The 15,703-nt window shown below is 68.8% G+C and carries 12 protein-coding genes; 9 read left to right on the plus strand and 3 right to left on the minus strand.

The genetic code is table 11. The features are described from left to right. Positions 1 to 9 precede the first annotated feature (9 nt). From infB to pnp, 5 genes are all read left to right on the plus strand, one after another. The gene (infB, locus tag DPR14_RS25845) at positions 10 to 2,748 is read left to right on the plus strand and encodes a translation initiation factor IF-2 (protein ID WP_246148597.1); all 2,739 of its coding nucleotides are present in this window, start codon (positions 10 to 12) and stop codon (positions 2,746 to 2,748) included. 182 nt (positions 2,749 to 2,930) lie between these two features. Next, a complete protein-coding gene (gene rbfA / locus DPR14_RS25850; RefSeq protein WP_158047705.1) occupies positions 2,931 to 3,614 on the plus strand; it encodes a 30S ribosome-binding factor RbfA in 684 nt (227 codons plus the stop codon). Further along, positions 3,604 to 4,545 carry a tRNA pseudouridine(55) synthase TruB gene (gene truB / locus DPR14_RS25855; RefSeq protein WP_158047706.1) on the plus strand — a complete coding sequence of 314 codons (942 nt, stop codon included), beginning with the start codon at positions 3,604 to 3,606 and terminating at the stop codon, positions 4,543 to 4,545. The genes rbfA and truB overlap by 11 nt, the downstream gene beginning before the upstream one ends. Before the next feature lie 30 nt (positions 4,546 to 4,575). Then, on the plus strand, positions 4,576 to 4,845 hold the full coding sequence (gene rpsO, locus DPR14_RS25860; protein ID WP_158047707.1) for a 30S ribosomal protein S15: 270 nt from the start codon (positions 4,576 to 4,578) through the stop codon (positions 4,843 to 4,845). Between the two features lie 332 nt (positions 4,846 to 5,177). Next, positions 5,178 to 7,289 (plus strand): polyribonucleotide nucleotidyltransferase, encoded by a 2,112-nt coding sequence (pnp, locus tag DPR14_RS25865; protein WP_158047708.1) that lies wholly within the window; start codon positions 5,178 to 5,180, stop codon positions 7,287 to 7,289. 176 nt (positions 7,290 to 7,465) lie between these two features. Here pnp and DPR14_RS25870 read toward each other — a convergent pair whose 3' ends face one another. Genes DPR14_RS25870 through DPR14_RS25880 form a run of 3 tightly spaced genes read right to left on the minus strand, consistent with a single transcriptional unit; the run spans position 7,466 to position 11,121 of the window. After that, positions 7,466 to 7,951, minus strand: coding sequence for a class I SAM-dependent methyltransferase (locus DPR14_RS25870; RefSeq protein ID WP_158047709.1), 486 nt, complete (start codon positions 7,949 to 7,951; stop codon positions 7,466 to 7,468). A 21-nt stretch (positions 7,952 to 7,972) separates the two neighbouring features. Continuing rightward, entirely contained in the window at positions 7,973 to 8,437 is a 465-nt protein-coding gene (locus DPR14_RS25875; RefSeq protein WP_158047710.1) for a cyclic nucleotide-binding domain-containing protein, read from the minus strand. A gap of 44 nt (positions 8,438 to 8,481) precedes the next feature. Next, positions 8,482 to 11,121 (minus strand): ABC transporter ATP-binding protein/permease, encoded by a 2,640-nt coding sequence (locus tag DPR14_RS25880; RefSeq protein ID WP_158047711.1) that lies wholly within the window; start codon positions 11,119 to 11,121, stop codon positions 8,482 to 8,484. Between the two features lie 209 nt (positions 11,122 to 11,330). Here DPR14_RS25880 and DPR14_RS25885 point away from each other — a divergent pair, with 209 nt between their 5' ends. The 4 genes from DPR14_RS25885 to DPR14_RS25900 are packed head-to-tail and all read left to right on the plus strand — an operon-like array spanning position 11,331 to position 15,564. Beyond that, on the plus strand, positions 11,331 to 12,596 hold the full coding sequence (locus DPR14_RS25885) for a glycosyltransferase family protein (protein ID WP_246148601.1): 1,266 nt from the start codon (positions 11,331 to 11,333) through the stop codon (positions 12,594 to 12,596). A gap of 17 nt (positions 12,597 to 12,613) precedes the next feature. Further along, the gene (locus DPR14_RS25890) at positions 12,614 to 13,843 is read left to right on the plus strand and encodes a glycosyltransferase family 4 protein (RefSeq protein WP_158047712.1); all 1,230 of its coding nucleotides are present in this window, start codon (positions 12,614 to 12,616) and stop codon (positions 13,841 to 13,843) included. Positions 13,844 to 13,858: 15 nt separating this feature from the next. Continuing rightward, a complete protein-coding gene (locus tag DPR14_RS25895; protein WP_158047713.1) occupies positions 13,859 to 14,983 on the plus strand; it encodes a glycosyltransferase family 4 protein in 1,125 nt (374 codons plus the stop codon). Continuing rightward, on the plus strand, positions 14,980 to 15,564 hold the full coding sequence (locus DPR14_RS25900) for a histidine phosphatase family protein (protein WP_158047714.1): 585 nt from the start codon (positions 14,980 to 14,982) through the stop codon (positions 15,562 to 15,564). Before DPR14_RS25895 ends, DPR14_RS25900 begins: the two co-directional genes overlap by 4 nt. The last annotated feature ends 139 nt before the right edge of the window (positions 15,565 to 15,703 follow it).

Below are 15,703 nucleotides of genomic sequence, written 5' to 3' on the forward strand. Positions count from 1 at the left end.
CGGACACAGATGACTGACAGTAACGACCAGGACCGCAAGAAGGTTTTGAGCCTCCCCACCAAGGGCAAGCTCGAACTGAAGAACAAACCCGCCGATGCCGCCTCGGTTCGGCAGAGCTTTTCCCATGGCCGGTCGAAGACCGTGACCGTCGAGGTCAAGCGCAAGCGGACGATCGAGAAGGGCGCCGCGCCCGGTGTGGCCGATGGCGGCGCCGCGGCCCGCCGCGCGGCCGAGGGCCTGCCCCTCAAGGGCGCGCCCGGCGGCAGGGGCCAGCGTGGCCAGCCCGCCGTCCGGCAGCTCACCAAGGAGGAGCGCGACGCCCGTCTGCGCGCCCTCCAGGGTGCCATCCGTTCCGACGAGGAGCGGCGGCAGGTCGAGGCCGAGCTGGCCGAGGCGACCATCCTCGATGAGCCGGTGGCCGTCGAGGAGGCGCCCGAGCCCCAGCTCGATGCCGAGGCCCTGCGCCGGCGCGAGCTCGAAGAGCTGAAGAGCATCCAGGAAGATGAGCGCGCCAAGGCCGAGGAGGCCGAGCGCAAGCGCCAGGAAGAGGAAGCCAAGCGCAAGGAGGCGGAAGCCGCCAGGCGCCCGGCCGCCAAGGCTCCGGCCCGCGACGAGGAGGAGGCTCCGGCCGCCGCCCGCTCGGGCGAGGACGACCGCCGCAGGACGCCGGCGGCGCCCCGCGCCGCGGAAGCCGCTATCGGCAAGGCGGCCGGCATGATCGTCCGCGCCGGCGAAGAGGAAGACGACGGCCGCGGCCGCCGCAAGACGGCTCCCGGTGCCGGCGGCGGCGCCGCGAAGGCTCCGGCCAAGCCGCCCGCGGCTCCCAAGGGCAAGGCGGGCGACCGCCGCCGCGGCAGCGGCAAGATGACGGTCACCCAGGCGCTGAGCGGCGACGAGTCCGAGCGGACCCGCAGCATGGCGGCGCTGCGGCGTGCCCGTGAGCGCGAGAAGCAGCGCCTGAACAGCCGGCAGGAGACCCAGAAGGTCACCCGCGACGTGGTGGTGCCGGAAGTCATCACCGTCCAGGAGCTGGCCAACCGCATGGCCGAGCGCGGCGCCGACGTGATCAAGTCGCTGATGCGCATGGGCGTGATGGCGACCATCAACCAGACGATCGACGCCGACACGGCGGAGCTTGTCGTCGCCGAGTTCGGCCACAGGATGCGCCGCGTTTCCGAAGCGGACGTCGAAGTGGGGCTGAAGGGGGAGCAGGACATCGAGGAGAACCTCATCTCGCGCGCTCCGGTCGTCACCGTCATGGGCCACGTCGACCACGGCAAGACCTCGCTGCTGGACGCCCTGAGGTCGACCGACGTCGCCAGCCGCGAGGCGGGCGGCATCACCCAGCACATCGGCGCCTACCAGGTGCAGCTGGGGTCGGGCGGCAAGATCACCTTCATCGACACCCCGGGCCACGCCGCCTTCACCGAGATGCGGGCGCGCGGCGCCAACGTCACGGACGTGGTGGTGCTGGTGGTGGCCGCCGACGACGGCATCATGCCGCAGACGATCGAGGCCATCCACCACGCCAAGGCGGCCCAGGTGCCGATCATCGTGGCGATCAACAAGTGCGACCTGCCCGACGCGAACCCCGACCGGGTCCGCCAGGAGCTGCTGCAGCACGAGCTGGTCGTCGAGGAGATGGGCGGCGACGTGCTGGCGGTCGAGGTTTCGGCCAAGACCCGCATGGGCCTCGACCGGATCGAGGAGGCCATCCTCCTCCAGGCGGAAATCCTGGAGCTGCGCGCCAACCCGAACCGCGCCGCCGAAGGCGTCGTGATCGAGGCCAAGCTGGAGCGGGGCCGCGGCTCGGTCGCGACCGTGCTGATCCAGCGCGGCACCCTGTCGGTCGGCGACATCTTCGTCGCCGGCGCCGAATGGGGCCGCGTCCGGGCACTGGTCAACGACCGCGGCGCCAGCGTCGACACCGCCGGTCCGGCGATGCCGATCGAGGTGCTGGGCCTGAACGGCACGCCGCTGGCGGGTGACGAGTTCGCGGTGGTCGAGACCGAGGCGCGGGCCCGCGAGATCACCGAGTTCCGTCAGCGCAAGCGGCGGGAGGCGGCGGCTTCGGCGGCGTCGCGCGGCACCCTGGAGCAGATGTTCACCCGCATCCAGGCGGGCGAGGCCAAGGAACTGCCGATCGTCATCAAGGGCGACGTGCAGGGCTCGATCGAGGCGATCAGCGGCGCCCTGGAGCGCCTGACCGCCGCCAACACCGAAGTGAAGGTGCGGGTGCTGCACAGCTCGGTCGGCGCGATCAACGAGTCCGACGTGACCCTGGCGAACGCCTCCAAGGCGATGATCTTCGGCTTCAATGTCCGTGCCAATCCCCAGGCGCGCGAGATGGCGAAGCGGGACGGCATCGAGATCCGCTACTACTCGGTGATCTACGACGTCATCGACGACGTGCGGGCCGCCCTCACGGGCATGCTGTCGCCGATCCTGCGCGAGCGGTTCCTGGGCAATGCCCAGATCCGCGAGGTGTTCAACATCACCAAGGTCGGCAAGGTCGCCGGCTGCATGATCACCGAGGGCGTGGTGAAACGCGGCGCCGGCGTCCGCCTGCTGCGCGACAACGTGGTCATCCACACCGGCACGCTGAAGACCCTGAAGCGCTTCAAGGACGAGGTCCGCGAGGTTCGCGAAGGGTACGAATGCGGCATGGCGTTCGAGAACTACGACAACATCCAGGCAGGCGACGTGATCGAAGCCTACGAGATGGAAGAAGTGGCGCGGCAGCTCTGACCGGGCGCCGTCGCGGAAAGGCCTTGCGGCGCCCGAGGGCGCCGCGGGCCTCTTCCGATTTCGGGGCTTCTTGAAGCCCGCGAACAGGAACAAGGGCATGAAGCCCGCCGGCGGGTCAGGCTATACCCCCGTCGGTACCGACCGGCGCCCCGCGCGCGGCCGGTGGAAGAGGAAGTAAACCCATGAGCAGCAAACGCGCAGGACGCAACCCGTCGCAACGCCAATTGCGGGTCGGGGAGGAGTTGCGCCATGCGCTGGCGGAAGTGCTCCGCCGCGGCGATTTCCGCGATCCCGACCTGCAGAACCTGAACGTCACCGTGACCGAGGTCCGGATCAGCCCCGACCTGCGCAACGCGACCGCGTTCATCACCCCGCTGGGCGGCGGCCACTCCGAGGAGACGGTGGCGGCGCTCCGCCGCGCCGCGGCCTTCTTCCGCAGCCAGATTGCCCGCGCGGTCAAGTTGCGCTACGTTCCCACCCTGTCGTTCGAACCCGACACCTCGTTCGAGTACGCCGACCACATCAACCGCCTGCTGCACGACCCCGAGGTCGCGCGCGACCTGGACGATGACGATCAGGACGACGACGAGGATGCCGGGGAGACCCACAACGGCGGCACCCACGACGGCATGAACGGCGATGGCCCCGGCCACGACGAGCCGGACTATGAGGACGAGGACGACCTCGACGACGAGGAAGACGAGGAAGAGGCCGAGTTCGAGGACGATCTCGACGACGACGACGACGACGACGACGAGGACGAGGACGTCGAATACGAGGAGGACGACGAGGAGGAGCCCGACAAGCCCGCTCCCTTGAAATCCTCCAAATCCTCCCCCGGCGGCCGAGGCCCCCGTGGCGCGTAAGCGCAAAGGCGTGCCCGTCCACGGCTGGCTGGTGATCGACAAGCCGGCCGGCATGACGTCCACCCAGGTGATGTCGCGGGTCCGCCGCCTGCTCAACGCCGAGAAGGCGGGGCATGGCGGCACCCTCGACCCGATCGCCACCGGCGTGCTGCCGGTCGCCTTCGGCGAGGCGACCAAGACCGTGGCCTATGCCATGGACGGCGCCAAGACCTACCGCTTCCGCCTTCGCTGGGGCGAGCAGACCACCACCGACGACCTGGAAGGCAGCGTCATCGCGACCAGCCCGAAGCGTCCGACCGAGGACGAGATCGAGGCGGCGCTGGAGGCGTTCCAGGGCGAGATTTCCCAGGTGCCGCCCCAGTTCTCGGCGATCAAGGTCGACGGCGAGCGCGCCTACGACCTGGCCCGCGAGGGCGAGACGGTCGTGCTGGCGCCGCGCATCGTGCGCATCGACGGTTTCCACCTGATCGGGCTTCCGGACGCCGATCACGCCGATTTCGAGGTGGAATGCGGCAAAGGCACCTATATGCGGAGCCTGGCGCGCGATCTTGCCCTCGCTTTGGGCACCGTCGGGCACATAACGCGCCTGCGGCGGCTCAACGTGGGCTCTTTCACGCTCGAAAACTCGATTTCCCTGGACGATCTGGCGGCCATGGAGCATGGTGCCGCCGTCGAAAGACTTCTGCTTCCGATCGAGACGGCGCTGGACGACATCCCGGCGTTCGCCCTGACCGAAGCCGAAGCGCACCGACTGAGACTTGGCCAAACGGTGGCGCTGTTGCGCCGGCAGGATCGCGAGAGGCTGGAAAGCCTCGATTACGATCCGTCGGGCGGCGGTGCTGTCGTTTTAGCCGTTTCCGGCGGCAAGCCGGTTGCGCTGGCCCGCGTCGAAGGGGCGGAGATCCGCCCGGTGCGCGTATTGAACCTGTAAGCATCAACCAGACCCGATTGGAGAGACCCGATGTCGATCACTGCCGAGCGCAAGCAGGAGCTGATCAAGGAATACACCACCGGTGCCAACGATACCGGTTCCCCCGAAGTGCAGGTCGCGATCCTGTCCGAGCGGATCCGGAACCTGACCGAGCACCTGCAGACCCACAAGAAGGACTTCCACAGCCGCCGCGGCCTGCTGGTCATGGTCGGCCAGCGCCGCAGCCTGCTGGACTACCTCAAGCGCAAGAATGTCGGCCGCTACGAGCAGCTCATTCAGCGTCTCGGCCTGCGCCGCTAAGGCCGGGGCCTTTCGCACACCGCCCACCGGACAATTCCGTTTGCCGAGACCAGCCCGGATCCCCGACCGTACAGGCTCCGCTTCGCGGAGCGGGCGGCGGGCTGCGGTGTGCACGGGATCGTTCCGCCCGCGAGGCATTTTTTCGCGGGCGGATGATCCTTTCGGCTCCATTTCATTGATGAGCTTTGCCTGCCGGCCCGGACACGCTCCCGGTCGGTTTTCTGCCTGTGCTCATGCAGGATCGTTTTCAAGCGGGGTCGACAACGACTGAGGACCCCGGCCCGGTCCATCCAATCCGGGATGGCTTGGGCGTCGGATGGAAGGAAGAAACAATGTTCAAAGTCTACAGAAAAGAAATCGATTGGGGCGGACGCAAGCTGGTGCTGGAGACCGGCAAGGTCGCCCGCCAGGCCGATGGCGCCGTGATGGCGACGTACGGCGAGACGACCGTGCTCTGCACCGTCGTCGCGGCCAAGGCGGCCAAGCCCGGTGTCGATTTCTTTCCGCTGACCGTCAACTACCAGGAAAAGGCGTTCGCCGCCGGCAAGATCCCGGGCGGCTTCTTCAAGCGTGAAGGCCGTCCCTCCGAGAAGGAGACGCTGGTCAGCCGCCTGATCGACCGGCCGATCCGCCCGCTGTTCGCCGACGGCTTCCGCAACGAGACGCAGGTCATCTGCACCGTGCTGAGCCACGACATGGAGAACGATCCCGACATCGTGGCCATGGTCGGCACCTCCGCCGCCCTGACCATCTCGGGCATTCCCTTCCTGGGCCCGATCGGCGCCGCCCGCGTCAGCTACCGGAACGGCGAATACACGCTGAACCCGCTGGTCGACGACGAGGAAGGCGACCTGGACCTGGTGGTCGCGGGTACGCGCGACGGCGTGCTGATGGTCGAATCCGAGGCCAACGAACTGTCCGAGGACGTCATGCTCGGGGCCGTCATGTTCGGCCACCGCGGCTTCCAGCCGGTCATCGACGCCATCATCGAGCTGGCCGAGCAGTGCGCCAAGGAGCCCTGGGACATGCCCGCGGCCCCCTATGACGCCGCCGCCGTCAAGGCCCGCGTCAAGGAGACCGTCGGCGAGGACATCAAGGCGGCATATTCCGAGATCCGCAAGCAGGACCGCCAGAACAAGCTGGGCGCCGCCAAGCTGAAGGCGCTGGAGGCCCTGACCTCGGACGAGATCCCCGCCGAGGCGATCGCCGGCACCTTCAAGGACGTCGAGAGCGACGTGCTGCGCGGCACCGTCATCGACACCGGCCGCCGGATCGACGGCCGCTCGACCACCGACATCCGCCAGATCGTGGCCGAGGTCGGCGTGCTGCCCCGCGCCCACGGCTCCGCCCTGTTCACCCGCGGCGAGACCCAGGCCCTTGTGGTCGCGACGCTCGGCACCAGCCAGGACGAGCAGATCATCGACGCCCTGGAAGGCGAGTACCGCGAGAGCTTCATGCTCCACTACAACTTCCCGCCCTACTCGGTCGGCGAGGCGGGCCGCGTCGGCTCCCCCGGCCGGCGCGAGATCGGGCACGGCAAGCTGGCGTGGCGCGCGGTCCGTCCGCTGCTCCCGACCAAGGAGCAGTTCCCCTACACCATGCGCATCGTGTCGGAGATCACCGAGTCCAACGGCTCCTCGTCGATGGCGACCGTCTGCGGCGCCTCGCTGGCCCTGATGGACTCCGGCGCTCCCCTGCCCCGTCCGGTGGCCGGCATCGCCATGGGCCTGATCAAGGAGGACCGCGGCTTCGCCGTGCTGTCCGACATCCTGGGCGACGAGGACCACCTGGGCGACATGGACTTCAAGGTGGCGGGCACCGAGAAGGGCGTCACCGCGCTCCAGATGGACATCAAGATCACCTCGATCACCGAGGAGATCATGCGCGTCGCCCTCGACCAGGCGCGCGGCGGCCGTCTGCACATCCTGGGCGAGATGGCCAAGGCGATCGGCGGCGCCCGCGATGCGGTCAACCAGAACGCCCCGCGCATCACCGTGATCAACATTCCCAAGGAGAAGATTCGCGACGTGATCGGCTCCGGCGGCAAGGTGATCCGCGAGATCGTGGAGCAGACCGGCGCCAAGATCGACATCGAGGACGACGGCACGGTCAAGGTCGCGGCGGTGGACGGCAAGGCCAGCCAAGCCGCCATCGACTGGATCCGCGGCATCGTGGCCGAGCCGGAGCTGGGCGTGGTCTACACCGGCAAGGTCGTGAAGGTGGTCGATTTCGGCGCCTTCGTGAACTTCCTGGGCTCGCGCGACGGCCTGGTCCACATCTCCGAGCTGAAGAACGAGCGCGTCGGCAAGGTCGGCGACGTGGTCAAGCAGGGCGACGAGGTGAAGGTCAAGGTCCTGGGCTTCGACGACCGCGGCAAGGTCAAGCTGTCCATGAAGATGGTCGACCAGGCCACCGGCGAAGACCTGAGCAAGAGGGCCGAGTAACCCGCGGGAACGGCGCCGCCCCGGTCCGGGCGGCGCCGGCCCCGCGTTGGTCGCATTCGGAACGATGGCCGGCGAACCTTGATTGATCTGCAACGATCCGGGCCTGGCGCTGGCAAGGCCGATGCCCGGACCGGACGCTCGGCGACGGGGTGGAGGGTCTTGCCACGGATGGCCCCCTACACCCTCATCATGAAGTAGCGCCCCGGCCGGACCGTCTCCGGCAGGCGCAGCGGCTCCCATTGGGGCATGCCCAGGTCCTGGTCGCTGACCACGACGCCGCCGCGTGCCATCAGCTTGTGCAGGCGCGGCGCCAGGAAAGCCGCCAGTTCGGCGTTGGCTCCGGGATCGCCGGAGCCGATATCCACATGGGCCAGGGCCGCGGGCGCTTCGATCACGGCGCCTGCCGACTCCAGCGTCTCGAACAGGTCGCCCAGCAGCAGGCACTCGGCCGGCGGGATGCAGTCGGGATGGGCGGCGACCTGCCGCTCGAACACGAAGATCGTGCGATCCGGCAGCAGCGAGCGCAGATGGTCATAGGTGCGGCCGTTGCCCAGGCCGAACTCCAGCACCGGGCCGGGGATGTTGCGGACCAGGTCCGCGGCGGCGTTGAGGCAGTCGCGCTGGGCGCTGACCCGTCTGATGAAACTGTCCAACCGGCTCATGAACCGCCTTCTTTGGATACGTCATGTCTGGTGCGAGGCACCGTGTGCGACGGCTTCGCGCAGTTGCCGGGTCGTATTCTCCAGGCGCTGCGCCAGCACCCTCATGATCTCCACCGCCATCTGCGGAAACTCGGTGACCATGCGGAAGAACAGGTCCTTCGAAATGCACAGCGTGGTCATGTCGGTGACGGCGACCACGCTGGCGGTACGCGGCACGTCGCACAGGATCGCGATCTCGCCGATGAAATCGTTGCGGCCGACCTTGGCGACCGTCAACGGCCCGTTCGGCGTATCGACCGTTACGTCCGCCTCGCCGTCCACGATGATGAACGCGCTGTTGCCCATTTCGTTCTGGGTGAAAAGCATGTCGCCCGCGTGGAAGGCGACGCGCTCGCTGGTGAAGGCCAGCAGCTTCAGCTTGCTGATCTCCACGTTGGCGAACATGGGGATCCTGCGCAGCAGTTCGACTTCTTCGGCAAGGCTCACGACACGCTACTCCCGTTTCCGGCTGCTCATCATCCAACTGTTCATCATTCGGCCGCCAGCAACTCGTGCATGACGGTGCCCGGCTTGTCCAGGTCCTGATAGCTCCCGTGCTCGGCGATCTGGCCTCCCCGGAGCACAAGGGTCTGGTCGAACCGCCGGGCGATGCTGGGCCTGTGCAGGACCCAGAGCACGCCGCGGCCCTGGCGCTCCTCCAGGATCGCGTCATGGATGCGCGTCTGGCTGGCGCCGTCCAGTCCGGCGGTCGCCTCGTTGATCACCAGCAAATCGGGGTTCTTCAGGATGGCGCGGGCCAGCGCCACCTTCTGCCGCTGCACCCGGGACAGCCGCGACCCCGAGACGCCGACATAATGGTCCAGCCCGATCTCCTGGATGGTCTCGCGCAGGTGCAATTCCTCGATCACCTGGGCCACCAGCCGGCCGACCTTGCCGCCAACCTGGGCCTGGCCGTACGCGACCTTTCCGAACAGGATGTTGTCCTGGATCGTCGAGGCCGAGTTGTAGCTGTCCTCGACGAAGAACTCGATGCTCTCGCGCAAGCCGTCCGGCAGGTCGCGGGCGAAGACGTGGCGCGCCTCCAGCAGGCGCCGCTCCATGCCGTCGTCGATCAGGCCCAGTCGGTGGCGGGCCGGGATCAGCTTGAAGGGCAGCGCCATCAGCCGGCGCTTCTCCTCCGGCTTCAGGCTGTCGACGCCCTCCTTGTCCGCCTTCGCCACCATCGGCTGGAAGTCGGGCAGCTCCTCCGAGCTGATGAAGCTGAACTGCTCGAAGAACTGGTGGCCCGGCGGCAGGTCGGCGAACAGTTCGATCATCGTGCGGGCGACCTGGACGCCCATGTTCAGGAAGTCGCGCGTCAGCCCGACCTTCTCCAGCACGCCCAGCACATAGGTGTTCTCCGCCATGCTGTCGATCGCGAAGACCGGCCCGACCGGGCTGCCGAACAGAAGGTTCTCGGCCACCGTCGCGTTGTTGTTGAACCGGTCGGGATGCCAGATCTCGACCAGCGACCGCATCGCCGGCTGGGCCAGCTCGGCCCTCAGCGCCGTCCGCGCCTCCAGGATGCGCGCGACGACGTCCCCGTCTCCACCCTTCGCCAATGTGCCGTTCAGGCCCAGCCGGTAGACGTCGTCCGCCAGGTCGACCATGTCCAGCACGGCGAGCGTGCGCCGGCGCAGGCTTTCGGGACCGTCGCAGCCGGCGGCGACATAGTCGATCCAGTCCGCATCCAGCGGAAAATCGGTGTTGCCGGCGGCCTGTGACTCGGAAGCCCGGCGGCGGTGCTCGGCGGCCGCCCTCTCGTCCCCTTCATGCACCGCCAGCGGGCGGTGCCGCAGCCCGTAATAGAGGTTGTCGCGCAGGCTGGAGGTGAACATGTAGCTGTTCTGCCCGACATAGGCGATGCGCCGCCCGGTGACGGCCTCCGGCAGATGCGCCATATCCTGCTCGCCGATCCGGATGCGGCCGGCCGTCGGCATCAGCAGCCGGGCGGCCAGCATGGCGAACTCGTCCCGCCCGGCGCCGCCGACGATCGCCGTGTGCCCGTCGAGCGGCAGCGTGCAGGACAGGCCGTCCAGGATCTTCGGCCCGTTGTCCTCGCCCAGCGAGACGTTGGTGAAGACCATCGGCCCGGTCAGCCTCGTGTCCGGACCGGCGTCGGTGGCGATCAGGCCGGCGGCCATCAGTTCGGGCACGTCGAACTGCTCGATCACCTGCTCGTACTTGATCCGGATGTCTTCCTTCATCTGGTAATAGTCCAGCAGCTCCTTCCACGGTCCCGCCAGGTCCTTGTAGGCGGCCAGCACGGCGACCAGCGAGCCGAAGCTGATGCTCCCCTGGATCACCAGATACCCGCCGATCGAGTAGAAGAAGAAAGGCGTCAGCTGGTTGATGAAATTGTTGAGAAATTTTATGAAGAACTTGCGCTGGAAGATTTCGAACCGGATATCGTAGACGTCGCCGTAGCGATGCGAGATGTCCGCCAGATGCCAGGCCGAGGTGTCGTGGGCATGGATCTCCTGCACGCCGGAGACAGATTCGCCGATCCGGTCGGAGATCTGGCGCATCGCCCGCACCCGCTGCTTGCCCAGTTGGTTGACCTTGCGCTGCAACCGGGGGATCAGCCAGCCCTGGAGCGGATAAAGCGAGATCGCCGCCGCTCCCAGGATGGGGTCCTGCATGAAGATGAAGACCAGGTAGACCAGCAGCGTGCCGCCCTGGAACACCGGCAATGCTATCGAGTCGCCGATGAAGCCGCCCAGCGGCTCGACCTCGGCGGTGATCATCGGGATGATTTCGCCCTGGCTGACCTTGCGGAACCGGGGCAGAGGGAATCGCAGCACCCTGAGATACAGCTCGTAGCGGAGCCGCCGCAGCATGCGCTCGCCCAGCCGCCCCTTCAGGGTGTTGATCCGGAACTTGAAGGCGCCGTTGATCAGGACCAGCGTCAGGAACATTCCTGACAGCAGCATCAGGTACGGCACCTGTTCGAACTGGAAACCAAGGAATTCCTTGGGGAAATTCTGCCCGCCGATGGCGTCGTTGACGATCTGCTTCGGCAGTTCCAATGAATAATAAAGGAACGGGAACGAGGACAGAGTGAGCAGGAGAATGACCACCTGCTGCCGCGTACTATAGCGCAGCACGAAGCGAAAGATGCTCTTTTCCATAGCACTGATGTCCGAAAAAGCGTTCCTGCGCTGGTCCGCCCGGGCAGGAAAAAAGTGGGACCGAGAGTACCTGATGGTGTGGCACCCGGCAATTCACATGGTCGATACCCAGCTATTCTGCTAGAGACAGACGATGGCATTGACCCCTATGGGTTCCAGGCTTCACAGGTTGGCCGAACTGCCGGAGTGGACACCGTGAGCAGACGCACATGAGCAACCGCATCGGGGCAGGCCGGGAAGACATCCGGGAACAGGTGCGCGAACAGACGCGCGAGCACAGCCGCGTGCTGATCTACAGCCACGACACCTTCGGCCTCGGCCATCTGCGCCGCTGCCGGACCATCGCCCATGCGCTGGTCGAGCAGCACAAGGACATGTCCGTCCTGATCCTGTCGGGGTCGCCGATCATCGGCAGCTTCGATTTCCGGAGCCGGGTCGATTTCGTCCGGATTCCCGGGGTGATCAAGCTGCGCAACGGCGAGTACACCTCGCTGAACCTGCACATCGACATCGAAGAGACGCTCGCCATGCGGGCATCGATCATCCGCCACACCGCGGAGATCTTCGATCCCGACCTGTTCATCGTCGACAAGGAGCCGCTGGGCCTGCGGGGCGAGGTGCTGGAGACCCTCCAGGTGCTCAAGGCCCGCGGCACGCCTCTGGTGCTGGGCCTGCGCGACGTGATGGACGAGCCGTCGGCCCTGGGGCCGGAATGGGAGCGCAAGAAGGTGATGCCGGCCCTGGACAAGCTCTACGACGAGTTGTGGGTCTACGGCCTGCCGCAGATCTGCGACCCGCTCGACGGGGTCCGGGTGCCGCCCTCGGTGCGCCGGAAGATGGTCTATACCGGATACCTGGAACGCAGCGCCCCCGTCCACCCGGCACTTCCGGACATGCCGGACGAGCCGTTCATCCTGGTCACGCCCGGCGGCGGCGGCGACGGCGAGAACTTGGTCGACTGGGTCCTGCGCGCCTACGAGCACGATCCCAGGCTGCCCCACCGCGCCTTGATCGTGCTCGGCCCCTTCATGCAGCGCGAACTTCAGAACGAGTTCGCGGCGCGGGCGGCGGCATTGCCCAAGGTCGAGACGCTGACCTTCGAGGCCCAGCTCGAAAGCCTGATGGCGAAGGCGATCGGCGTCGTCGCGATGGGCGGCTACAACACCTTCTGCGAGATCCTGTCGTTCGACAAGCGGGCGCTGATCGTGCCGCGCATGGTTCCCCGGCTGGAACAGTACATCCGCGCCAGCCGGGCGCAGGAGCTTGGCCTGGTCAGCATGCTGCCCGACGACAGCGTGCGCGACCCGGGCGCCATGGCGACGGCGCTGCGCCAGCTGCCGCAACAGCAGGTTCCTTCCGACGTGATCGTCCCCGGCCTGCTCGACGGGCTGGAGAACGTCAACCGCCTGGCCGCCCGCCATCTGGCGGAACCCCGGCGCCCCGCGCGCCGCGCCACCCTGCGCCGCAGGGCCTGACCCATAGGCTGTTGATCTTGACCGTCTGCGTCGTCGTCAAAGGCTGGCCCCGGCTGTCCGAAACCTTCATCGCCCAGGAACTGGTGGGGCTGGAGCAGCGCGGGGTCGACCTCGCCCTGTTCTCCCTGCGCCACCCGACCGACAAGACCACCCACGCGCTGCACCACCAGCTCCGGGCGCCGGTGACCTACCTGCCGGAATATCTCCACGACGAGCCGGCCCGGCTCGCCCGCGCGCTGGGGGCCGCCCGCGCGCTGCCGGGCTGGAGACGGGCGCGTGCGGTCTGGCTCCGCGACCTCGCGCGCGACCGCACCCGGAACCGGGTCCGCCGATTCGGGCAGGCGGCGGTGCTGGCGGCCGAGCTGCCGCCGGGCACCAGCAGGATCTACGCCCATTTCCTGCACACCCCCGCCAGCGTCGCCCGCTACGCCGCCCTGATGCGGGGCCTGCCCTGGAGCTTTTCCGCCCACGCCAAGGACATCTGGACGATCCCCGACTGGGAGAAGCGGGAAAAGCTGGCCGAGGCGCGCTGGGGCGTCACCTGCACCCGCCTCGGCCATGCCCATCTGGCGGAGCTGGCGCCCGTGCCGGACCGGGTCCGGCTGCTCTACCACGGGCTGGAGTTCGACCGCTTCCCGGCCGAGGTGCCGGCGCGGCCTCCCCGGGACGGCAGCGACCCGGCCGACCCGCTGGTCCTGCTCTCGGTCGGCCGCGCGGTGGAGAAGAAGGGGTTCGACGTGGCGCTGGAAGCCCTTGCCAGGCTTCCCGCCGGGCTGCACTGGCGCTGGGTCCATGTCGGCGGCGGCACCGGGCTGAAGGCCCTGAAGGCGGAGGCCGAACGGCTGGGCCTCGCCGGCCGGATCTCCTGGGAGGGCGCCCGGTCCCAGGACGTGGTGATCCGGCACTATGCCGAGGCCGACCTGTTCTTCCTGCCCAGCCGGCTGGCGCGAGACGGCGACCGCGACGGCCTGCCCAACGTGCTGATGGAGGCCCAGGTCATGGGGCTGCCGGTGGTCGCGACCCGGATGGCCGCCATCCCCGAGCTGGTGGTCGAGGGCGAGACCGGCATCCTGGTCGATCCAGGCGATGCCGCCGGCCTTGCCGAAGCCCTCGCCGCCCTCGGCCGCGATCCCGAAGCGCGCCGCCGTCTGGCGGCGGCCGGCGGCAGCCGGGTCCGCGGGCGGTTCAGCGCCGGGGCCGGGCTCGACCATCTGGCCGGGCTACTGACCTCCGGCGGTCCGGAGTAAAGGGGCCGGCCCGGCATGAGGATCGCCTTCTACGCTCCCCTCAAGGCGCCGACGCACCCCACGCCCTCGGGCGACCGCCGCATGGCGCGGCTGCTGATGGCGGCGCTCGGCCATGCCGGGCACCGGGTCGATCTGGCCTGCGGCTTCCGGAGCTGGGACGACGGCAAGCGGCCCGGCCGGCACCGGCGCCTCGCCGACCTCGGGGGTCGCTTGGCGGACCGGCTGGCCGCGCGGCTGCGGCGCGACCCGCCCGACCTGTGGTTCACCTATCACCTGTACCACAAGGCGCCGGACTGGCTGGGACCCGCCGTCAGCGCCGCGCTGGGCATCCCCTATGTGGTCGCCGAGGCCTCCTTCGCGCCCAAGCAGGCCGGCGGCCCCTTCGCGCTCGGCCATGAAGCGGCGGCGGCAGCCATCGCCCGCGCCGACGCCGTGATCTCCCTCAACTCGGCCGACGCGGAGTGCCTGTATCCCCTGCTCCGGTCGCCCGGCCGGCTGACGCTGCTGCGCCCCTTCGTCGAGCCGCCGGCCCCGCGCGACCGCGCCGCGGACCGCGCCGGACTCGCCCGCTCGCTGGGGCTGGACCCGGAGGTGCCCTGGCTGCTGGCCGTCGGCATGATGCGGGGCGGTGACAAGCAGCGCTCGTTCCGCGTCCTGGCGCGCGCCCTGGAACGGCTGGGCGGCCACGACTGGCGGCTGCTGGCGGTGGGCGACGGGCCGCGCCGGGCTTGCGTCGAGGAAAGCTTCGGCCGCGTCGATCCCGGCCGCCTCCGCTTCCTGGGCGCCCTGCCGCCCGACCGGCTGGCCGCCTGCTACGCCGCCGCCGACCTGATGGTGTGGCCCGCCGTCAACGAGGCCTACGGCATGGCGCTGCTGGAGGCGCAGGCCGCCGGCCTGCCCGTGGTGGCCGGCCGCACCGGCGGCGTGCCCGACATCGTGCGCGACGGCTCGACCGGCCTGCTGACCCCGGTCGGGGACGAAAGCGCCTTCGCCGACGCCGTCGCGGCGCTGCTGTCCGATTCCGTCCGGCGAAGCGCCTTCGGCCGGGAAGCCGCCCGCATCGCGGCGGCCGAGCACGGCTTCGACGGCGCTTCCCAAACGCTCGACACCCTGCTCCGCAGCCTCGCAAGGTCCCGATGACCGATCTTCTCATCCTGCGCCATGGTCCGACCGCCTGGAACACCGAGGGCCTGATCCAGGGACGCACCGACATCCCGCTGTCGCCGGAAGGCGAAGGCGTCGTCCGCGCCTGGGCGCTGCCGGACCGGCTCCGGGACCGGGCCTGGGTCGCCAGCCCGCTGAAGCGCGCCGCCGCCACCGCCGCGATCCTCGGGCTCGACCCCGTGCCCGACGCCCGGCTGGTCGAGATGGACTGGGGTGCCTGGGAAGGCCGGACCCTCGCCGGCCTGCGGGCCGAGCTGGGCGACCTGATGGCGGCGTGGGAGGCCCGCGGCCTCGACTTCCGCGGCCCGGGAGGCGAGAGCCCGCGCGAGGTGCAGGACCGCTTGCGTCCCTGGCTGGCGGAGACGGCCGCCGCCGGCCTGCCGGCCGGCGCTGTCGCCCACAAAGGCGTGATCCGCGCGATCTATGCCATGGCCACATGTTGGGACATGACGGACAAGCCGGCCCATAAACTCCTCGACGGCTGCGCCCACCGCTTCACCCTGGCGGCGGACGGCACCCCCACCGTGGCCGAGCTGAACATCGCGCTGGAGATTTGACTAAATTCCTATGATTATATATGCTGGCGGTAGTCCAGGGGCTCGGAAAATGATGACATCCGCTGACGTTCTCCGCCTCCCTGCCATCATGGCCGGTCTTGATCCATGGCTGTCCGGCACGGCTGTCGCCCATTCGTCA

Source organism: Skermanella pratensis (assembly GCF_008843145.1).
GTDB classification, from domain to species: Bacteria; Pseudomonadota; Alphaproteobacteria; order Azospirillales; family Azospirillaceae; genus Skermanella; species Skermanella pratensis.